The organism is Gracilimonas sediminicola, assembly GCF_024320785.1.
GTDB lineage: Bacteria > Bacteroidota > Rhodothermia > Balneolales > Balneolaceae > Gracilimonas > Gracilimonas sediminicola.
In genome coordinates this window covers 1,589,236-1,609,230 of the sequence record NZ_JANDBC010000001.1, presented here as the reverse complement: position 1 = coordinate 1,609,230, position 19,995 = coordinate 1,589,236, and the positions used below count along the sequence as shown (strand labels likewise).

Sequence of the window (19,995 nt, the reverse complement as noted above, 5' to 3'; positions counted from 1 at the left end):
GCTTTGAATTCACCCCTCTTTTTGCTTCATTCCTTCATGATCAGATATTTACTTTTATCCCTGCTTTTTATTTCCGGGTGCACCGAAAAGTCCACTCCTGATGAAACAGAACAGACTGGACAGTTCATCACCATTTTGGGCATTGCACAGGATGCCGGTTTCCCGCAGTCTGATTGCCAAAAAGTGCATTGCCAACAATTTTGGGATGGAGAGGTAAAGAAACGGCATGTTGTAAGTCTGGGATTAACCGACCAATCCACCGGTCAAAACTGGATGTTTGAAGCCGCTCCTGATTTCACCGCCCAATTGCATCAGCTTAAAAAAACTTCCCGCAATGACGATCTTTCCGGGGTGTTTTTAACTCATGCACACATTGGTCACTATACGGGGTTGATGTATCTCGGTCATGAGGTAATGGGTGCATCAGAAGTACCGGTTTATGCCATGCCACGGATGAAATCCTATCTGGAAACCAACGGGCCATGGAGCCAACTGTTTACCATGGGTAATATCTCCTTGCAAGTACTCCGTTCTGATTCTACCATCCAACTAACGCCACATCTGTCTGTTACCCCGTTTTTAGTTCCTCATCGGGATGAATACTCGGAAACGGTGGGCTATAGAATCAGTTCCCCAAATAAGGATGTGCTTTTCATTCCGGATATTAATAAATGGCATATTTGGGAAAGGGACATCATCGAAGAAATTGGCCGGGTTGATCTGGCTCTTCTTGATGGTACTTTCTATGATGCGGCAGAACTACCCGGCCGGGATATGAGTGAAATCCCTCATCCATATGTAGAGGAAAGCATTGAGCTTTTCAAAGACCTGCCCGCATCCGAAAAAGCCAAAGTCATGTTCATTCATTTTAACCATACCAATCCGCTTATTCTGGATAGCCCTGAGCGCAGGAAAATGGAAAAGCTGGGGTTCAAAGTAGCTTCAGAAGGATTAACCATCCGGCTATGAAAAACTTTCTGAATATATCTCCGGTTCTTCCTGCCAATGACCTGAAAGCCGAAATTGAATTTTTTGAGCGGCTGGGATTTAAAAACGTTTACGATTCTCTCAATTATTCCGATAAATTAGACTATGCCGTTCTTCACCGGGATGGGCAGAATGTCCATCTTCAGTTTCAATTTGAAAAGGACATGCCTGCGAAAGATGCCGCCCAACAAATCAAAATTTGGGTAAATGATTTAGATGCTCTGGAGTCAGAGTTCAGAGAACAAGGCTTCGACATCAAGCGAAGAGATAACACTCCATGGGGAACCAATGAATTTGGCTTCTACTCCCCGGCTCATAATGCAATTATCTTTGTTCAGGACCTGGATTAATTACCAGCTACCAACCTGAGGATTTAAAACCGACTTTAATTTTGTGTAATTTATAAGTTACATATATATTAAAGTAACTTTTGAGTTACCTTTTATTCCATAAACAGCCTTTAACACCCAATGGGAATACTTATGAATATTCCGGATTTAGATGTTTTCCAGGTAATAGCCGACCCAAGTCGAAGAAAAATTCTTGAAATGCTAACCCGGGAAACACATACGATAAACTCTTTAGCCGAAAATTTTGAGGTCAGCAGACCCGCCATTTCCAAGCATGTAAATATCCTTCACGATAACGGCTTTATCACTATCACAAATAAGGGAAGGGAACGTCACTGTTCTTTACACACCGATGGGTTTCTGGAGGTACAGCGATGGCTTAGTTTCTTTACCGACTTCTGGAGAAAGAAGATCAGCGACTCATAGCCATAATTGACTGTCCCCGCTGCAAAGAGACTTTAACTTTGGATTAGAAATCATTTTTGTAGATTCGATCATTATCTAACTCAATAGAAATCTATGCGCCGGTTATTACTGTTTGTCCTGTTCTTTGTCTCCACTTCACCCCTGCAAGCTCAAAGCTATTATCCCGGAAGCTGGGGTGATTGGGAGAAAAAATCACCGGAAAAAGTAGGCATGAATGCGAAGAAAATTCAGGCAGCCATTGAATATGCCCAAGCCGAAGAGACCGACAATCCCCGCAGCATGGAAGAAAATCACTACGGCACTTTTGCTCGTGAACCTTTTGGGGATGGAATCGGGCCGTTTAAAGACCGCGGCGAACAAACCGGAATTATTGTGAAAGACGGATATATTATTGCAGAGTGGGGCGAACCGTTCCGGGTTGATATGACGCACAGCGTCACCAAAAGCTTCCTCACCACCACCGTTGGGGTTGCCTATGATCGCGGCTTAATCCGGGATGTAAACGACAAAGTGAATGCTTACATGGCTCCGATTTACTTCATGGAATGGGATAACAACCAAAACAAAGCCGACCGGCTTAAAGAGCCAAAAGTGTTTGAACCATTCAAAGGAGAACATAACTCCAAAATCACCTGGAACCACCTGTTACGTCAAACTTCTGATTGGGAAGGAACCCTGTGGGGTAAACCTGACTGGGCCGACCGACCTTCCGGCGACCGTTCGGAGTGGATGACCCGCGAGCGGCATGAACCCGGAACCGAATGGGAATATAATGACGTTCGCGTAAACCTGCTGGCTCTTGCCGCAATGAATGTGCTAAGAGAGCCGCTACCTAAAGTGCTTCGTGAAGAGGTTATGGATAAAATCGGAGCATCTCCTACCTGGCGCTGGATGGGATATGAAAACTCATGGGTAATTATTGACGGACAACAAATGCAAGCCGTAAGCGGTGGAGGGCATTGGGGCGGAGGCATGTTTATCAGCGCCCGAGACCAGGCCCGGTTTGGACTGTTAACGTTAAGGAACGGCCGATGGAAAGATGAACAGATTATTTCTGAAGAATGGAATAAAATGGCCCAAACTCCTACCGAAGCCAATTCTAATTATGGCTTTATGAACTGGTTCTTAAATGTGAATAAAGACCGGCTTACCAGTGCCCCAACTACCGCTTTCTTTCACCTTGGCGCCGGCACAAACATGGTCTATGTAGATCAGGAAAATGATCTGGTTATTGTCGCACGATGGATTAAAGGAAGCGCTATGGATGGGGTTGTAAAACGTGTGTTAGAAGCTGTTGAATGATTAATCTTAATTAGCACTACCTTCTTATTTTTAAATTAATTACCCTACTCAGGTAAATTTTAATAAGATCATTTAATTGTACCCATGCCTGCATCTAAGTTCAGCGGTTTAGTTCTCCTTTTTTTTGCGCTTACCTTTTCCAATGTCTTCGCTCAATATGCGGACTTGCCTATTACCATCGAAGTGGAGTATAACGATGAAGGTGAGCCCACTTTTTATGCTAAGAACAAGTCGCTGACTCCATATACCGTAAACCTTGATTTCTCGTCGGTAAGTAACGCCATGCCTCCCAATCCAAATCCCTATAAAAAAACAGCGCGCTTTGGAAAGACACGCCTTCTTGAGATCAAAAAATCAGGATTGTCTGATTCTTATGTAAGGTTTTCATACACCTACTCTTATAATATCGGATGCCTGGATACAGAACCGGATGATCTGGAGTATTTACTCCCTGTTGCTGAAGGGAAAGCCACTGAAATATTCGGGCTCAGCCATATTGGCGAATTGTTTGATAAAGAAACCCCCGATGATTTCTATGCGCTCGGTTTCAGGGCCGAAGCCGGAGACACCGTTTATGCAAGCAGGGGCGGAGTTATCACTGATATTGAAGTTGACAACGATGACTCTGAGACAGAGAATTATTTCACTTCAAATTATAACTATGTGCAAATTGTCCATGAAGACTGCACCTTCGGTTCCTACTCTCACTTAAAGAAAGGCGGCATTCTTGTGCAAAAAGGAGATGAGGTAGTTGCAGGAGATCCGATCGGGATTGTAGCGTCGAAAGAAGACGAAACTGAAATCGGTTTCCGGTTTACCCTTGCCTACAAGAACGATGATTACAGGAGCGGTTCTGACGATAAGTACTGGAATTATGCCGTTCCCCTGTTTCGTACTTCGGTTGAAAAAAACGCTAAACTTAAGCCCGATCATATTTACAGGGCCGTACATCCGGTAGATATCATCACCCAGGAAATGGGATGGTTTGAACGACGAAGGTGGAAGAAAAGAAACAGATGAATAAAACAGCGATCGTTATTGGTGCTACCGGTCTGGTAGGTTCTCATATTTTGAAACAGCTTTTGGAAGATGATCGCTACGAAACCGTGAAAGTGTTTCACCGGCGAAGTACAGGCGTTGAGCATTCCAAGCTGGAAGAGCATGTTGTTGATTTCGATAACATGGAGGAATGGAAACACCGGCTAATCGGAGACGAGCTGTATTCTGCATTGGGTACTACCATCAAAAAAGCCGGCAGCCAGGAAAAGCAATACACCATCGACTTCACCTATCAATATGAAACAGCTAAAGCGGCAGCTGAAAACGGCGTAGATAAGTTTTCATTGGTTTCCTCGGCGGGAGCAAATGCTCAGTCCCGCGCATTTTATACTAAGCTTAAGGGCGAACTGGATGAGGCCGTGAAAGAACTGCCTTTTGAGGTTATCACCATTCTTCGGCCTTCTTTCCTGGATGGCGACCGAAGTGAAAACAGATTGGGAGAGGCTATTGGCATTTTTATGGGAAAACTCTTCACCAAAATTCCTGGACTCAAAAAGTACCGGCCTATCTTTGCAGGAAAGGTGGCTGAAGGGATGATCAACTCGCTGCATAAATGCCCCAAGGGATATCATATCTTTGAGCTGGACGAGATTTTTTACCTGTAGCATACATTAAGAAAAACTAATCATTTCCGGGCAATCCCCCACAAAACCATCATCGTATGTATAGCCAAACAAAATGAAGCTATACTTATGACCGACTATTCCGATATTATTTACCTGATGGCAGCCATGCTGCTTTTTTCTTTGATGTCCACCAATATTTCCAAAAGCTTTTTGGCTGCTTCCGAAAGCATGGTTACCGCGGGTACTGAAAACAGATCTATTGCCCTCGCCCAGGATGAAATTGAACAGGTTAAACTGCTGAGCCGCGACAAAGAGGATTATCTAAAAGAAGGAAACAGTGACTATATGTTCGCTGATTATCCCAAAAACAAAACCAATGTTTATGGTTCAGATAACCAGTACGAAGAAACCTTTCGGGTAGAGGCAACTTCCGAACTTATTCAGGAACCCGACCCGCTGCTCAACCGATACCTGGTTACCGTAACGGTAACCAACACCGTTAAAGACTATAAGTCTGAAGCTACTCTCTTATTCATTAAATCCTTTGAAAAATGAATTTGAATATCTTCACAAGCTTCGTAATCGGCGGCCTGTTTCTGCTCACTTTGCTGGCCTTCAATAATTTTGTTTTCAACTCAGCTGTTGAAACCACCACCGGGGTTATTACTGAAAATTCCTTCGATACTATTGTTGAAATACTTCAGAATGATATCAACCGCCTGGGCTACAACACCGGCACGGCTGACAATATCCTTACCATGAAAGATGGCGAGTTCAAATTTAAGGGCGATATTTATGATGAAGACGGAAGCGGAACCGTTGCTGACTACAACACCGTGGAGTGGAACCTGACTTCAAACAAAGCTACTTCCACAGACAACCCGAACGACTATATCCTGACCCGCACCTTTGACCCCGATCCCTTTTTTGGCGGAGACAGTGAAGACCTAACCTTCTACGTCACTCACCTGGAATTTAAATACCTCGATGCCAACGGGAGCGAAACCAACGACCCCGAGCTTGTGAAACAGGTTTCCATTGAGCTGGTCCACGAGTCAAAAAACTCCTATTACGTCAGCACCAAAGGGGCTGAAAAATTTTACCGCTCGGTGTGGAACCGAACTATTGTGCCAAACAATTTAACTTTTTAAGAACCTGCTGTTATGGGACGATCTATGTTAATTTTAGTGGCCGGATTTATGATTATCACCGGCGTTATTACAAACTCAAATAATCGCCGGGCTATGATGTTGCCGCAGAAATCTGCGCAGAACATCAGCGAGGCTCAAGCCAAAAATTCGGCCGTCAGTATGATCAAGATGGCCATAGAAAAAATCACCATCGATAATGAATGGGATGGAGAGATTTCGGATGTAAGCGCACTTCCGGGCACGGCCTCCCTCGAACTTTACGATTCAGAAAGCTCCTCCTATCCCGAAGGAATATCGGTAGGCCAAGGCGGCTGGGACGAGTATAAAGTGCTGCTGTACAGCGAAGCCACCTATGAAAATTACACCGCCGTTATTGAGGTGATGATGCGCCGGGATTCTTATTCCAAATATTCCTATTTCTCTGATGAAGAGCGAAGCAGCCTGCTGGGTAACTCAGAAATTTACTTCTACTCCTCGGATGTCATTTCCGGCCCCATTCACACGAATGGTACATTCAGAATGTCGGGAACACCTACTTTTTATGGACATGTTTCGAGCCCGAACAACTGGGAAAGCCGAAATTTGTTTGGCGATAACCCTGACTTCCGGAGTACTACTGATTTTAACTCCCCGGAACGCCCTTTACCCACCCAAACTCAGATTAATGACCTGAAAAGTGCCGCCACGGCAACCGGCTTAACTTTTACCAATCAAATTGACGTGACTTTTCAGGATGACGGCTCCGTTTCTATTTCCGAATATGATGAGGCTGCCGAAGTTTGGCTGCCGGCTGAGGAATATGATGCAACCGAACACAACGGAATTATTTCCACTACCAAAAAAGCATCGGTCAAAGGCACTGTTTCCGGTCCGTTAACCCTGCACTCAGAAGACGACATTGAAATTATGGGCGATCTGGAATATTACGACGACCCGCGAAACAATGAGGTGTCTGCTGACCTGCTTGGACTGGTGAGTGAAAAAGATGTGATTCTCGACAAAGACGCTCATACCTATAAGGGCTCCGCTGATGTAAACCTTCACGCTTCCATCATGGCGATGGGTACTTCGTTCCGGGTTGAAAATTACAGCTCGGGAGGCTATCGCGGAAAAATAAACTTACTGGGCGGCATCATTCAAAAGAACAGGGGACCGGTTGGCACTTTCGGTGGATTTTTCGGAGACACCGGATTTTCAAAAAACTATGAGTATGACACCCGGCTCCGGTACTCAATCCCTCCGTATTTCCCACGTGAAAGTGTGTTCTCCATTCTTTCCTGGAAAGACCGCGTAATTGTTAAAAACTGAACCCTCTTATCTAATAAAACCTACTTCCATGTATAAATTCATCATCAAATTCACCGTTATTCTGCTGCTCACCATCACTGGTTATGTATCAGCAGCTGCTCAAACTACCGTCACCTTCAATCTTGATATGAAAAGAGCTCTGCAGGACAGCCTCTTCATCCCTTCAACAGATAAAGTAATTCTTGTTGGGGATGTGCGACCCCTGAATGAGATCAATGAAATTTATCTTCGGGATGAGGAACCCATCGACAGCATTTTTACCGCCGAGGTAACATTCAAACGCTACCTGGATGGAGATCAGATATCCTATAATTTTGTTCTTGATACACAATCAAAAAAATATGAGGAGCCACGGCCGCGCTCACTCAGATTATCAGGTAACGACATGATTCTGCCGCCCATACAATTTGGGGCAACTGCCTGGTAGCGCACTTTTCTTTGTATCCATTAAAACCCTCTTCCCGAGGGTTTTTTATTTTTGAAAGTGACGGGTAATGGTTACAATCGGATACATTATAAACAAGTCCATTATTCGTATGAAAAAAGTACTCTCCCTGATTTTCGTTTCACTTTTCACCCTAAGCAGTTTTGCCCAATCCACAGCCGACCTAAAAAAAATTATCGATGAGCGGGCTGATGAAATTGAACAGCAGGTCATAGACTGGCGCCGGCACTTCCACGAAAACCCGGAGCTTTCTAACCGTGAATTTGAAACGGCTGCCTACATTGCTGAATACCTGAATGAGCTGGGCTTAGAAGTGGAAACCGAAATAGCCCATACCGGAGTAGTTGCACTTTTGGAAGGCGGCAAGCCCGGGCCGGTCATCGCTTTACGGGCCGACATGGACGCCCTCCCCGTCACCGAACGCACCGATGTTCCCTTTAAATCAACAGCGACCGGGATGTATCAGGGTAAAGAAGTTGGCGTAATGCACGCTTGCGGTCACGATACCCACATGGCCATCCTGATGGGAGTGGCTAAAATACTCACGGAAATGAAAGACGACCTGAAGGGAACCATTAAGTTTATTTTTCAACCCGCAGAAGAAGGGGCGCCTCAGGGAGAAGAAGGCGGTGGCGAGCTGATGGTTAAAGAGGGCGTTCTCCAAAACCCGGATGTAGATGTAATCTTTGGGTTACATATTAATGATGCCACCCCGGTTGGAACTATTCGCTACCGTCCCGAAGGAATTATGGCCAGCGTGAACAGCTTCAGCCTCGATATTAAAGGGAAGCAAGCTCACGGCTCAGCTCCATGGAATGGAGTCGACCCGATTGTGACGGCCGCTCAAATCATCAATAATGCCCAAACCATTGTGAGCCGGAATATGGAACTCACCAAACAAGCGGCTGTTGTTACTTTTGGCGTTATTGAGGGAGGTGTTCGTCACAACATCATCCCGGAAAGCATTCATCTTGAAGGAACCATTCGCGCCCTGGATGAAGACATGCGTCAGCTTATTTTTAAGCGACTGGAAACCATCGTCCAAAATACGGCAGAAAGCAACGGGGCCGAAGCAACCCTGACGATCCACAAGGGATACCCGATCACATACAACGACCCGGAATTAACGGCCATGATGGCTCCCACTATTGAAGAAGTAGCCGGAGAAGAAAATGCAATGATTATGGATGCCATCACCGGAGCAGAGGATTTCTCCTTTTTCCAGAAGGAAGTGCCCGGCCTATACTTTTTTATTGGCGGAAAAGATCCCAACCGGGAGGCTTCCGGGCATCACACCCCGGATTTCTACATTGATGAAAGCGGGATGAAATTAGGTGTTCGGGCGATGAGCAATCTGGTGATTGATTATATGAATTCCGCCGGAATGTAAACTGTTAACATAGCTGAATAAATCAAAAACCAATTCCAACTACCTATGCAAAAGCGATTTAGTTTTCTGATTCTGTTTTCTTTCCTAACCCTGACTGCCTTTGGGCAGGAAGTGGCCGTTCAGGACGACATTGCCGAAGCCGAAAAACTCGTTGAGTCTTACTATCGGCACTATAACATCCCCGGGATGAGCGTAAGTGTGTACCGGGATGGAGAAATTATTTGGTCACGCGGCTTTGGCTATTCGGATCTTTCCACCCAAACGCCGGTCGACCCTGACGGCACCTTGTTTCGGGTAGGCAGCGTATCCAAAACTTATACCGCCGCTGCCGTCGGGTTACTGTACCAGCTGGGAAAAATGGATCTGGATGAATCGATTCACACCTACGTACCGGAATTTCCTGAAAAGAAATACGACTTTACCGTTGAAGAAGTGGCCGGGCACCTGGCTGGGGTTAGACATTATCGCGATAATGAATTTATGAGTACCGTGCGGTATAACACCGTTACGGCCGGACTCGAAATTTTTAAGGAAGACACCCTTTTGTTTGAACCCGGCTCCTCTTATTCCTATTCCAGCTATGGATGGAATTTGGTAAGCGCTGCTGTTGAAGGCGCTTCGGGTGAAGAATTCATTCCTTTCATGGAAACCGAAGTTTTTCAACCCCTGGGAATGAATAACACCATGCCCGATTACGCCTACCGGGACATTCCTGCAAGAACCAAATTCTATATCAATGAAGACGGAGAAAACAAAGAAGCCCCCTATGTGGACAACAGTTACAAATGGGCCGGCGGAGGATTCCTCTCCACAACCGAAGATATGATCAAGTTTGGGGAAGCTCACCTCTCTACCGACTTTCTGAATAAGAAAACAAAAGATCGCTTGATGAAGCCGCTTGAAACCGATGATGGCGAATCCACTAACTACGGTATTGGCTGGGCAACCATGAAAATTGACGGCACAGAATGGAAGGGACACAGCGGAGGATCTGTAGGCGGAAGCACCATGTTTCTGATGCATCTGGAGAATGAGGTTATCATCGCCTTTGCCATTAACCGATCAAGTGCGCCAATGAATGAACTGCGAAATGAGCTGGCTAAAATTTTTATTGAATAGACCGGTATTTCCTGATGTAAGCATTTACATAAGAAAAAGTGTGAACTGATCTTTATTATAGTTGGCGTTGGCACTAAGTAAAGATCCTATTCATCATGAAGAAAATTTGTTCCCTTTTTCTGTTCCTGTTCCTTTTATCAATACTTGCTCAGGCTCAGACTCCACAAGAAATTCAGATTGTTGACCCGCCTTTCTGGTGGGTAGAAATGCCGGTTAATGAACTCCAGCTTCAGCTGTACGGAGAGGAGCTGGGTCACTACCGCGCATCCGTTGAATATCCCGGCGTGGAAATTACCGCTCAGTATGCTGTTGATTCTCCTAATTACCTCTTCCTCTATTTTGATATTTCGGAGGATGCCAGAGCCGGAACCATGCCCATCACTTTAACCCGGGATGGGAAAAGCATCACCTTGAACTACGAACTGAAAACCCGGGAGTCTCAGGAAGGTCGCCACCAGGGCTTTGATGCCTCCGATGTTATTTACCTGATGATGCCCGACCGCTTTGCCAATGGAGATCCATCTAATGACAGCGTAGAAGGACTGCTGGAAGCAGCCGACCGATCTAACCCCGAACGTAGGCAGGGCGGGGATATTCAGGGGGTGATGGATCACCTGGATTACATCAAAGATTTAGGGATGACCGCCATTTGGTTCACGCCAATTATCGAAAATGATATGGCTGCCGAATACGGGGCTTATCACGGTTATGCCGCCACCGACTTGTACCGGGTTGACCGCCGTTATGGAAGCAACGAGGAGTATAAAAAGCTGGTGGAAGAAGCTCACCAAAAAGACATGAAAGTGATCATGGATATGATTCACAACCACATTGGCGACCGGCACTGGTGGATGGATGATTTGCCGACTTCCGACTGGGTACATGATATCGAAGAATACGGAACTACGAATTTTCGGGGAGCCGTGGCCTCCGACCCTTATGCCTCGGAATACGACTCTGACAAACTGATGAATGGATGGTTTGTGAAGGAAATGCCCGACCTGAATCAGAAGAATGAGTTGCTGGCTGATTACCTGATTCAAAACACCATCTGGTGGATTGAGTACTCCGGAATCGATGGCATCCGCATGGATACCTACGTGTATCCCGACCAGCAGTATATGGCGCGCTGGGCGAAAGAAGTGCTGGAAGCCTATCCCAATTTTAACATTGTGGGAGAATCATGGGTGAACACCGTTCCTGCTGAAGCCTACTGGCAATACGATGAGCCCGGTGTGGATGATGGCTATGATTCAAACCTTCCCAGCGTAACCGATTTCCAAATTGCCAATGCCATCCGTCAGGCCTTTAATGAAGACTTTGGATGGCTGAACGGACTAAGCAAATTGTATTACGTGCTGTCTCAGGATTTTGTGTATGCCGACCCCATGCTGAACGTAAACTTCCTGGATAACCACGATATGGGCCGCATTTACGAAACGGTGGGGAAAGATGAGGACTATTTCAAAATGGCCTATGCTTTTTTGATGACCACACGGGGAATTCCACAGGTTTACTATGGCACAGAACTGATGATGGGGCACGAAAACAGGGGTGGTGATGATGAGGCCTGGCGACAAACCATGCCCGGCGGCTGGCCCGATGACGACCGCAGCGTATTTACCGAAAAAGGCCGAACCGACAAGGAGAATGAGATCCTGGATTGGATCAGTGAACTAACCACCTGGCGAAAAGATGCTGCAGCCATTCATGAAGGGCGGCTTGTTCATTTTGTGCCCGAAAATAATACCTACGTCTATTTCCGGGTTCACGAAAAGCAAACCGTGATGGTGGTCATGAATGCCAATGAAGAGCCTTATACTTTTAACCGCACTCGCTTTGCCGAAATTCTAAATGGTTTTGAACATGGTGTAAATGTGGTTTCAGGAGAAAAAATAGACGTTTCCGGTGATTTCGAAGTGTCAGGTAAAACAACCGGTGTTTGGGAGCTGAGATAATTACGGTCTAAGTTCCTTATTTACCTCATTTTAATTACATTCTGAAAAAACAGAGAGGTAAAAGATGTTGAGAGCTGTCTATTTACTGCTGATTGTGCTTTTTCTTCCGGGGTGTTTTGTGGTGGATGCTTTAGAGTGCGGTTATATATTTTTGAACTCAGATATTGGTTCTGTATCCACTTCTCCTGTACCTGAACAATATGTTACTTTAGGAGATACTGTGTTTTTTAATACTGATCCCTATTGGGACTATGATTATGGTTGTGAAGGGAACCTCAGAACAGAACCCTATTTAGAAACATTTATCACTAATTCACAGAATGTCGAATTTTATCGGCAGAAAGACTATGTCTTTATAATCGGCAAAAAAACCGGGCAATTTACAGGAGCTATTGTAGGCAGTGCTGATATTAGAAGAAATGATTCCAACGATCTTCATTCCGTTTTTCTTCCTATAAATATCACGGTAATTGAAGAGCCTGTTGAACGAGGTCGACAAAGAGTGGTTTTCCCTCCAACCGGAAGAATTGAGCGTGTTGAAATCTTAGATGTTGACCCTGAATTCCCCAGAGTTAGATTACTCACACATTATTCACCATTGGTTGAGAATATGAACTATACGAACTTCAGCTCCTGGCTAACTCTTACTCCTACTCTCGATCTTAACGTTCTTCGTGAACAAAATAAGTTTATCTATAATCTGAAAAATCATTCCGGATCTGATAACGAGCATTATTTTGTGCCTGAGAATGATACCCTTCAAAGCGTATATCATGGTTATATAGAAATTAAAGCTGAAGGAAGAACTTTTGGAAAAACCTTTACGCTCGATTTGAGTGATTATCTGAATTGATTGACCCTATATTGAACTTGTATTACCGGTTTTAAATTTTCACTACTTTCCCAGTCAATCTGTGGAAAAGGAAAGCAAATCCTGCCCGGTAAGTCTTCGTGCCGACGCAGAGCGTCCGGCACGAGGCTCAATCAGTCTCAAGCACCGGGCATACTTATCATCCCCTCCACCACATCACCATTTCACCCTATCACCACATCACTTATTCCGAAAATCATTCACTACAAACTTCACGCAAAAGGCCGTATCTTTAAAGCTTAATCAAGCAGTCAAAAAGTACTATGAGCACGGCCACAGCCGAATCAAACATCATCAAAGAGGCGAAAAAGCGACGAACCTTCGCCATTATATCCCACCCGGATGCAGGTAAAACCACCCTCACTGAAAAGCTGTTGCTGTATGGTGGAGCGCTGCACGAGGCGGGATCTATCCGTGCGAGAAAAGCTACCCGGCACGCCGCTTCCGACTGGATGTCGATAGAGCAGGAGCGTGGTATCTCAGTAACATCATCCGTACTCCGGTTTGAGAAAGAAGGCATCAAATACAACCTGCTGGATACACCGGGTCACAAAGATTTTTCTGAAGATACGCTCCGAACTTTGGTAGCTGCCGACTCCGGCCTGATGGTGATTGACGTAGCCAAAGGCGTGGAGGAGCAAACCGAGAAATTATTTGAAGTATGTAAGCTTCGGGAAGTGCCGGTAATCACCTTTGTGAATAAATGTGACCGCCCCGGGATGGAGCCATTGGAAATTCTCAGCAACATCGAGAATAAGCTGGGGATTGAAGCCGTGCCAGCCAGCTGGCCTATGGGCTACGGACAGAAATTCCAGGGCATCTATGATGTGATTGAGAAGAAAGTACACATGTATCAAAAGACGGAACACGGAGCCAAAAAGGCCGTCACGGAAGTTCTTGATCTGGAAGATGCTATTGAAGCTTCGTCCATGTCGAGCGTGGAAAAGGAAGCCTTCGAAGAAGAGGTGATGCTGATTGACGACATGTACGAAAACATGGATCGGGAAGCTTATGCAACCGGTAAAGTAACGCCGGTATTTTTTGGATCGGCCCTGCACAACTTCGGGCTGGATGTGTTTCTTAACTACTTCCATCAGCTTGCCCCGCACCCACAGCAATACAAAACACCCGACGGTGTGGCCCGTGATTTAAACGACGGCTTCTCCGGCTTCATCTTTAAGATGCAAGCCAACATGAATCCAGATCACCGCGACTGCGCCGCTTTTATCCGTGTGGCTTCCGGTAGATTCGAGCGCGGACAGCAGGTAACCATCGCCGGAAACGGCAAGAAAGTGAAGATGTCGACCCCCCATACTTTGATGGGCGATGACCGCCAGCTGCTGGAAGATGCTTATCCCGGTGATATCGTATCTATTTTCAACCCCGGTTCATTCCGTATCGGAACTACTATTTTTGAAAAGAATGAAGTTAAGTTTGATGTAATCCCCCTCTTTACCCCGGAGCATTTTCAGAAAGTAGCCACTAAAGATCCTTTCAAGCGAAAACAGCTTAGAGAAGGTCTGAAACAGCTTTCTGAAGAAGGGGTGGTTCACGTCTTTGAAGTGCCAAACGGAGTAGGAAATGAGCTGCTGCTGGGAACAGTGGGTGTACTTCAATTTGAAGTGGTAGAACACCGCATGCTGACTGAATATGGGGTTGAGCTCATCAAAACCCCGGTATCCTATCACTGTGCCCGCTGGTTGCCCAACGACCGGGATGATGTGATTGAAAAACTGGAAGCCAGTTACTCCACCCACGTCACGAAAGACATGGAAGAAAACCCTATTGTACTGTTCGATTCTCAGTATGCCCTTTCACAAGGCGAAGAAAAGGTCGGCAAAGAAAACCTATTCAAGTTCAAACAAGGATAAGAACGTCGAACAAGGAACACTCAACATTTAATGTATCATGTTGGGTGCTGCTACGATGTACGTTAGTTGACTATTTCATATGTATTTAGGTTATTCACTAATCACCTAAATTACCTTAGACATATGAGAGAGCTAATTATTTTTGCTGTATCTGTAATTTTACTATCTGCTTCCTGCATGCAAAACACTGGAAAGTATCACCCTTATTCTCTCACTGATGAGGTGACTTTGCTGGCTGAATACACCAATAAACATAATATTGGTAGTCAAACCATATCTGTCAGAGGTTATAACTTTCCCTATCGATTATTTGATCCAGACTCAAAAGAGCCGTACACGGGAACCCATTCAAAAAAGTATGAAAACGGTGAAACCGGAAAGTGGACTATAGAAAATGGTTACATGGTACGCATCGAAAGTTTTTATGCCGATGGACAACCTGCATTTCTTGCCCGCTTTGATAAGAATGAGGAAATTGAAAGCCGGGCCTGGTTTAAAGATGGCACACTAAAAATGACTTTTAAAGAGGGCTTCGGAGATGTATTCAATCAGAATGGTGATGTGATAGCAAGCTATGAGCATTTTGCTGAAACCAAATATTTCAAAAATGGGAATATCAAAACCGTAATACCATTGAACGATGATAATCTATATCATGGAACGGTTTTAATTTATAACGAGGATGGAAGTAAAAGGGGAGAAATAGAGTATAACGAGGGTTTACTGATCTCACAGAAAGAACTTTAGTTACTTGATAATTTAAAGTTCAAGCAAGGCAAATAACTTCGAACGCCGAACATCCAACTTAAAGTGTTCGAAGTTGGATGTTCCTTGTTCGATGTTCTCTACAACTTACTTGCCACCGTTGGCTTGTAAGTCGGCGATGCAGTTTGCATCAAGCGGAGGAATTTGTTCTCCTAAAAACTGACCGAATACACCTGCATTTTCCATGGCATAATACATCAGGCAGCTGTCATTATCACAGTGACGTCCGTGCTCCGTATCCTGATGGTTGGTCTGCATTTCAGTTCCTGATCCGGGAATATTTACCAGTCCAAACAAGTGTCCGAATTCATGGCGATAAGAGACAGACTCTGTCAATCTTCTTGAGGGCTGATTGAACCCGCCACTCACTTCTTCATAAGTCGCTCCAAAAAAGGCATTTGAAGTATTGTAGTAAGCAATACCCAGCACGTTCCCACTCTCAAACTCGCCGTCTACAATAATCATATAAGCTCGGAGGGTGCCGTCTTCAACGGATGTAAATTCATCACGATGCTCTTCTTCCAGCGCTCGGATTTCGCTTGCGGTATATGAAGACTGACCTACTGCCGGAATCTCCGTCGGCTCTTTTATTACAACTGATTGTTTATTTAGTCGTTGCTCTAAAAACGCCTCAAGACTATCCACCGCCTCGGCATTGGGTGCATAGCCCTGCATGTAATCGATTTCTACTTCCAGAGAAGTGAATGTTTCTCCCGAAAGAAAATCATTGGCAGAATGGCCCGGATTTTCTGCGTGGGAGTAAACGATATCCTTGTCATCATCATTACCTGTGGGATTATCCAGGCAACCGGTGCTAAATACAATTAGCGCTACAATTAGTGTGCTTAGTATGGACTTAGGTGTCAAAAATTTCATGATTAATATTTTCATTGTTTTCAGTTCATTCTTTTAAATGGATTGTGGGGAGTAATTGTTCCTCCAAATCGATGCCTCTCTTTCGGTTTAAAGAAATTAAACGCTTTTTAATATGAGTGCATATGTGTAATTTATGTTATGAGCTCTGAAATTCCCATCCGCAAGATTATCCATGTTGATATGGATGCTTTTTATGCCGCCGTTGAGCAGCGGGACAATCCCGATTTGTGGGGGAAGCCGGTGATTGTGGGAGGCTCACCCAGCGGGCGCGGAGTTGTAGCTACCGCCAGTTATGAAGCCCGGAAATTTGGTGTTCACTCGGCAATGCCCGCTTCTCAGGCAATCCGACTTTGTCCGCACGGTATTTTTGTAAAAGCTAATTTTGACGCCTACAAAAAAGCCTCCCGGCAAATCCGCGAAATCTTCTTTGAATACACCGATTTAGTGGAACCCCTTTCTATGGATGAAGCCTTTCTGGATGTAACCGAAAACCACAAGGGGATTCCCTCAGCCACATTAATTGCTAAAGAGATTAAGGAAAAGATCTATGAAGTCACCAAATTAACAGCTTCGGCGGGGGTGGCACATAATAAGTTTCTGGCCAAAGTCGCCTCCGACATCAACAAGCCAAACGGACTTACCTTAATTACTCCTGATAAAGCTGAAGCTTTTCTGGAAGAGCTGGATATCAAACAGTTTTTTGGAGTGGGTAAGGCGACACAGAAAAAAATGCATGCCGTGGGTATTAAGACCGGGGCTGACTTAAAAGAGTGGAGTGAAATTGATCTGGTTAAAGCTTTCGGAAAATCCGGACGGTTCTATTACCGGATTGTTCGGGGGATTGATCATCGTGAGGTAAAGCCACATCGCGTTCGAAAATCGTATGGCAAGGAGCGAACCTTTTCTGAAGATATCGACAGCCTGGAGTGGATTCATAATTTCCTGGACGAGCTGGCGCAAACCATCTCTGAGGGGATGAAGAAGATAAATGCTGCCGGAAAGACCATCACTCTTAAAGTCCGCTATAAAAATTTTGATACCATTACCCGGAGTTATTCACTGCCACATTATACCAATCGTTATACCGACATCACCGAAGTAGTGCGAAAGCTGCTGGAGGAAACCGAAGTGGGAAGTCGACCGGTGCGTTTGCTGGGTATCACGTTGTCAAATTTAAACCTGAATGAGAAAACCGTGTACGAGCAATTGGAGCTTTCTTTGTAGTGTTTCCGTGTTATAGTGTTAACGGGCTAAAGTAATTTAATGGGCACTTTAGCCCGTTAACACTATAACACATCCAAACGCAAACACTTTCCACACTATCATTTTACCAAGATAATCGTGAATTTCACCACACTACAATCAACCCAAAGAAATTAACAGAAAATGAGTGACGGTTACGGACTACTAAAAGGAAAAAAAGGAATCATATTCGGAGCGCTGGACGATCGAAGCATCGCCTGGAGAATCGCCCTGGCCTGTAAACGAGAAGGAGCTGACTTCGTACTATCAAATGCCCCCATTGCATTACGGCTTGGTGCTTTGGATAAGCTCGGGGAAGAAACCGATGCCCCCATCATCCCCTGTGATGTAACCAACGATGATGAAATTGAAGAGCTGATGACCAAAACCAAAGAACACTTGGGCGGTGTTGATTTTATCCTGCATGCTATCGGGATGTCCCCCAATGTTCGCAAGAAAAAAGAATACACGGATCTAAATTATAATTGGTATCAGCAAACGCTGGATGTTTCAGCCATTTCGCTGCACCGGGTGCTGCACCACGCCGAGAAATCCGAGATTTTGAATGATGGCGGAAGTGTTGTGGCTCTTTCTTATATCGGGGCGCAGCGTATTTTCTCCAAGTATTCGGATATGAACGATGCTAAGGCACTGCTGGAAAGCATTGCCCGAAACTATGGCAGCCGACTGGCAGATCGCGGCATTCGTGTAAACACCGTTTCCCAAGCACCTACCAAAACTTCGGCCGGAACCGGCATTAAAGGATTTGACGGCATGTACACCTTTGCAGAGAAAATTGCTCCTATGGGGAATCCATCTGCCGATGAATGTGCCGATTACTGTGTGACTTTATTCTCAGACCTGACCCGCAAAGTAACCATGCAGAACCTGTACCATGACGGTGGTTTTGTGACCGCTGGTATTTCTGAGGAAATGATTGATGACCTCGCCAAGCTGTATTCAAACGACGACGAATAATTTATGCCTGATATAATCCTCGGTATTGATCCCGGCTCCCGAAACACTGGCTATGCGTTGTTGACGGAAGAAAACGGAAAACTGATCGCCTTGCGGTGTGATGTAATCCGAATGGCCGATATTGATGATCATGCCGAGCGATTACAGGTGATATTTGACCAGGTTTCCGGAATCATCCGGTCTAACCAGCCCACTTCCTGTGCGGTTGAAACCCCGGTTTATGGAGTTGATCCCATGGCGATGCTGAAGCTGGGAAGAGCCCAGGCGGCCGCCATGCTGGCCATTAAAAATTCCGGCCGGGAAGTAACCGAGTATTTCCCAAAAGTGGTGAAAAAATCGATTACCGGAAACGGAAACGCCAGCAAAGAGCAGGTGGCCTTTATGCTGAATAAAATGGTAAAGCTGCCGGATGAGAAACTATCCAATGATGCCACGGATGCTTTGGCTGTAGCCTGGTGTCATTTAATGAAAGGGCAGGGTATTCCCGGTTCAGCTAAAAAGAAAACGCATCAAAACAACAAAAAAGGGGATTGGGCCAGTTTTGTGCAGGATAACCCGGACCGGGTGAAAGGGCTTTAATTCGTCCAAGCGGACGCTTGAACTATCTTTGCTTTACGATGAAGACTAACCATAACCCAAAACCGTCATTCCCCCGAAAGTGGGAACCTCATTATCGATTAAAGAAATAATTATAGAAGATGATCGCATTTTTAAAAGGGTACATCGAAGAAAAGAAAGACGGCGTTGTAGTGCTCGACGTTCAGGGCGTAGGCTACCGGGTTGAGATTTCCTCTATCACCCAGGAACAGCTGGAAAGCGCCGGCTCAGAAGTAAAATTACTAACCTACCATCATATCACTGACAGTGATGAGCGACTTTTTGGGTTCTTTTCAACCGATGAAAAAGCTCTTTTTGAAAAATTGATTACCGTGAAGGGGGTGGGACCAAAGCTTGGCTTAACGATCCTTTCAGGCCTTCCCGCCGATCAGCTTATTGGTGCAATTACCGGCTCCGATGCAGCCACCCTCTCCAAAGTGCCGGGAATTGGAAAGAAAACAGCCGAACGCATTATTGTGGAACTGAAAGACAAACTGGCTGAGTATGCTGTTTCAGCCGGAGTAACTCCAACCGGATCGAAAGAAGCAGGGGTAACCGGAGAAGCTATATCGGCCCTTGAATCATTGGGCTTCAAGAAAAAAGAATCCGAACAAGCGGTTCTCAAAGCCATCAAAAACACCGGCAGTGATGATCCTTCAGTAATCATTAAGAAAGCCCTTGCCAGCTTGAACAAATAGAAAGGCTGGTTAATAAGTTTAATTCACTGTCTGTAC

The 19,995-nt window shown here is 45.2% G+C and carries 21 protein-coding genes; 20 read left to right on the top strand and 1 reads right to left on the bottom strand.

Going from position 1 to position 19,995, the window contains the following annotated elements; genetic code table 11:
• The first annotated feature begins 36 nt into the window (after nucleotides 1-36).
• The 16 genes from NM125_RS07315 to NM125_RS07240 all read left to right on the top strand — a co-directional run bounded on the left by NM125_RS07315 (nucleotide 37) and on the right by NM125_RS07240 (nucleotide 15,550).
• Nucleotides 37-969, top strand: coding sequence for an MBL fold metallo-hydrolase (locus NM125_RS07315; RefSeq protein ID WP_255134252.1), 933 nt, complete (start codon nucleotides 37-39; stop codon nucleotides 967-969).
• On the top strand, nucleotides 966-1,337 hold the full coding sequence (locus NM125_RS07310) for a DUF8817 family protein (RefSeq protein WP_255134251.1): 372 nt from the start codon (nucleotides 966-968) through the stop codon (nucleotides 1,335-1,337). The genes NM125_RS07315 and NM125_RS07310 overlap by 4 nt, the downstream gene beginning before the upstream one ends.
• A gap of 120 nt (nucleotides 1,338-1,457) precedes the next feature.
• The gene (locus tag NM125_RS07305) at nucleotides 1,458-1,763 is read left to right on the top strand and encodes an ArsR/SmtB family transcription factor (protein WP_255134250.1); all 306 of its coding nucleotides are present in this window, start codon (nucleotides 1,458-1,460) and stop codon (nucleotides 1,761-1,763) included.
• A gap of 93 nt (nucleotides 1,764-1,856) precedes the next feature.
• Entirely contained in the window at nucleotides 1,857-3,065 is a 1,209-nt protein-coding gene (locus NM125_RS07300; protein WP_255134249.1) for a serine hydrolase domain-containing protein, read from the top strand.
• A gap of 84 nt (nucleotides 3,066-3,149) precedes the next feature.
• Nucleotides 3,150-4,085: a M23 family metallopeptidase gene (locus NM125_RS07295; RefSeq protein WP_255134248.1), complete on the top strand. Its 936-nt coding sequence runs from the start codon at nucleotides 3,150-3,152 to the stop codon at nucleotides 4,083-4,085.
• Entirely contained in the window at nucleotides 4,082-4,729 is a 648-nt protein-coding gene (locus tag NM125_RS07290) for an NAD(P)H-binding protein (protein WP_255134247.1), read from the top strand. The genes NM125_RS07295 and NM125_RS07290 overlap by 4 nt, the downstream gene beginning before the upstream one ends.
• Before the next feature lie 87 nt (nucleotides 4,730-4,816).
• Nucleotides 4,817-5,245, top strand: coding sequence for a hypothetical protein (locus tag NM125_RS07285; RefSeq protein WP_255134246.1), 429 nt, complete (start codon nucleotides 4,817-4,819; stop codon nucleotides 5,243-5,245).
• A complete protein-coding gene (locus tag NM125_RS07280) occupies nucleotides 5,242-5,841 on the top strand; it encodes a hypothetical protein (RefSeq protein ID WP_255134245.1) in 600 nt (199 codons plus the stop codon). Before NM125_RS07285 ends, NM125_RS07280 begins: the two co-directional genes overlap by 4 nt.
• A 12-nt stretch (nucleotides 5,842-5,853) precedes the next feature.
• Entirely contained in the window at nucleotides 5,854-7,149 is a 1,296-nt protein-coding gene (locus tag NM125_RS07275; protein WP_255134244.1) for a DUF4900 domain-containing protein, read from the top strand.
• 28 nt (nucleotides 7,150-7,177) lie between these two features.
• A complete protein-coding gene (locus NM125_RS07270; RefSeq protein WP_255134243.1) occupies nucleotides 7,178-7,576 on the top strand; it encodes a hypothetical protein in 399 nt (132 codons plus the stop codon).
• A gap of 109 nt (nucleotides 7,577-7,685) precedes the next feature.
• Nucleotides 7,686-8,984 (top strand): amidohydrolase, encoded by a 1,299-nt coding sequence (locus tag NM125_RS07265; protein WP_255134242.1) that lies wholly within the window; start codon nucleotides 7,686-7,688, stop codon nucleotides 8,982-8,984.
• Between the two features lie 45 nt (nucleotides 8,985-9,029).
• Nucleotides 9,030-10,103: a serine hydrolase domain-containing protein gene (locus NM125_RS07260; RefSeq protein WP_255134241.1), complete on the top strand. Its 1,074-nt coding sequence runs from the start codon at nucleotides 9,030-9,032 to the stop codon at nucleotides 10,101-10,103.
• A gap of 95 nt (nucleotides 10,104-10,198) precedes the next feature.
• Nucleotides 10,199-12,061, top strand: coding sequence for a glycoside hydrolase family 13 protein (locus tag NM125_RS07255; RefSeq protein ID WP_255134240.1), 1,863 nt, complete (start codon nucleotides 10,199-10,201; stop codon nucleotides 12,059-12,061).
• 121 nt (nucleotides 12,062-12,182) lie between these two features.
• On the top strand, nucleotides 12,183-12,914 hold the full coding sequence (locus tag NM125_RS07250; protein ID WP_255134239.1) for a hypothetical protein: 732 nt from the start codon (nucleotides 12,183-12,185) through the stop codon (nucleotides 12,912-12,914).
• Nucleotides 12,915-13,195: 281 nt separating this feature from the next.
• A complete protein-coding gene (locus NM125_RS07245) occupies nucleotides 13,196-14,803 on the top strand; it encodes a peptide chain release factor 3 (protein ID WP_255134238.1) in 1,608 nt (535 codons plus the stop codon).
• 123 nt (nucleotides 14,804-14,926) lie between these two features.
• On the top strand, nucleotides 14,927-15,550 hold the full coding sequence (locus NM125_RS07240; RefSeq protein WP_255134237.1) for a toxin-antitoxin system YwqK family antitoxin: 624 nt from the start codon (nucleotides 14,927-14,929) through the stop codon (nucleotides 15,548-15,550).
• Between the two features lie 105 nt (nucleotides 15,551-15,655).
• Here the strand turns inward: NM125_RS07240 and NM125_RS07235 are convergent, their stop codons facing one another.
• Nucleotides 15,656-16,444 (bottom strand): hypothetical protein, encoded by a 789-nt coding sequence (locus NM125_RS07235; RefSeq protein WP_255134236.1) that lies wholly within the window; start codon nucleotides 16,442-16,444, stop codon nucleotides 15,656-15,658.
• 138 nt (nucleotides 16,445-16,582) lie between these two features.
• Between NM125_RS07235 and dinB the strand changes: the two genes are divergently transcribed.
• The 4 genes from dinB to ruvA all read left to right on the top strand — a co-directional run bounded on the left by dinB (nucleotide 16,583) and on the right by ruvA (nucleotide 19,959).
• Complete coding sequence (gene dinB, locus NM125_RS07230) at nucleotides 16,583-17,668, top strand: DNA polymerase IV (RefSeq protein ID WP_255134235.1); 1,086 nt, start codon at nucleotides 16,583-16,585, stop codon at nucleotides 17,666-17,668.
• 162 nt (nucleotides 17,669-17,830) lie between these two features.
• Nucleotides 17,831-18,664, top strand: coding sequence for an enoyl-ACP reductase FabI (locus NM125_RS07225; protein ID WP_255134234.1), 834 nt, complete (start codon nucleotides 17,831-17,833; stop codon nucleotides 18,662-18,664).
• 3 nt (nucleotides 18,665-18,667) lie between these two features.
• Complete coding sequence (gene ruvC / locus NM125_RS07220; RefSeq protein WP_255134233.1) at nucleotides 18,668-19,243, top strand: crossover junction endodeoxyribonuclease RuvC; 576 nt, start codon at nucleotides 18,668-18,670, stop codon at nucleotides 19,241-19,243.
• 119 nt (nucleotides 19,244-19,362) lie between these two features.
• Nucleotides 19,363-19,959 carry a Holliday junction branch migration protein RuvA gene (gene ruvA / locus NM125_RS07215; protein WP_255134232.1) on the top strand — a complete coding sequence of 199 codons (597 nt, stop codon included), beginning with the start codon at nucleotides 19,363-19,365 and terminating at the stop codon, nucleotides 19,957-19,959.
• Nucleotides 19,960-19,995 lie beyond the last annotated feature (36 nt).

Bases quoted from the DNA above. Each gene is read 5' to 3' on its own strand.
- NM125_RS07315 (WP_255134252.1), top strand. From the start codon at position 37: ATGATCAGATATTTACTTTTATCCCTGCTTTTTATTTCCGGGTGCACC.
- NM125_RS07310 (WP_255134251.1), top strand. From the start codon at position 966: ATGAAAAACTTTCTGAATATATCTCCGGTTCTTCCTGCCAATGACCTG.
- NM125_RS07305 (WP_255134250.1), top strand. From the start codon at position 1,458: ATGGGAATACTTATGAATATTCCGGATTTAGATGTTTTCCAGGTAATA.
- NM125_RS07300 (WP_255134249.1), top strand. From the start codon at position 1,857: ATGCGCCGGTTATTACTGTTTGTCCTGTTCTTTGTCTCCACTTCACCC.
- NM125_RS07295 (WP_255134248.1), top strand. From the start codon at position 3,150: ATGCCTGCATCTAAGTTCAGCGGTTTAGTTCTCCTTTTTTTTGCGCTT.
- NM125_RS07290 (WP_255134247.1), top strand. From the start codon at position 4,082: ATGAATAAAACAGCGATCGTTATTGGTGCTACCGGTCTGGTAGGTTCT.
- NM125_RS07285 (WP_255134246.1), top strand. From the start codon at position 4,817: ATGACCGACTATTCCGATATTATTTACCTGATGGCAGCCATGCTGCTT.
- NM125_RS07280 (WP_255134245.1), top strand. From the start codon at position 5,242: ATGAATTTGAATATCTTCACAAGCTTCGTAATCGGCGGCCTGTTTCTG.
- NM125_RS07275 (WP_255134244.1), top strand. From the start codon at position 5,854: ATGGGACGATCTATGTTAATTTTAGTGGCCGGATTTATGATTATCACC.
- NM125_RS07270 (WP_255134243.1), top strand. From the start codon at position 7,178: ATGTATAAATTCATCATCAAATTCACCGTTATTCTGCTGCTCACCATC.
- NM125_RS07265 (WP_255134242.1), top strand. From the start codon at position 7,686: ATGAAAAAAGTACTCTCCCTGATTTTCGTTTCACTTTTCACCCTAAGC.
- NM125_RS07260 (WP_255134241.1), top strand. From the start codon at position 9,030: ATGCAAAAGCGATTTAGTTTTCTGATTCTGTTTTCTTTCCTAACCCTG.
- NM125_RS07255 (WP_255134240.1), top strand. From the start codon at position 10,199: ATGAAGAAAATTTGTTCCCTTTTTCTGTTCCTGTTCCTTTTATCAATA.
- NM125_RS07245 (WP_255134238.1), top strand. From the start codon at position 13,196: ATGAGCACGGCCACAGCCGAATCAAACATCATCAAAGAGGCGAAAAAG.
- NM125_RS07240 (WP_255134237.1), top strand. From the start codon at position 14,927: ATGAGAGAGCTAATTATTTTTGCTGTATCTGTAATTTTACTATCTGCT.
- NM125_RS07235 (WP_255134236.1), bottom strand. From the start codon at position 16,444: ATGAAATTTTTGACACCTAAGTCCATACTAAGCACACTAATTGTAGCG.
- dinB (WP_255134235.1), top strand. From the start codon at position 16,583: ATGAGCTCTGAAATTCCCATCCGCAAGATTATCCATGTTGATATGGAT.
- NM125_RS07225 (WP_255134234.1), top strand. From the start codon at position 17,831: ATGAGTGACGGTTACGGACTACTAAAAGGAAAAAAAGGAATCATATTC.
- ruvC (WP_255134233.1), top strand. From the start codon at position 18,668: ATGCCTGATATAATCCTCGGTATTGATCCCGGCTCCCGAAACACTGGC.
- ruvA (WP_255134232.1), top strand. From the start codon at position 19,363: ATGATCGCATTTTTAAAAGGGTACATCGAAGAAAAGAAAGACGGCGTT.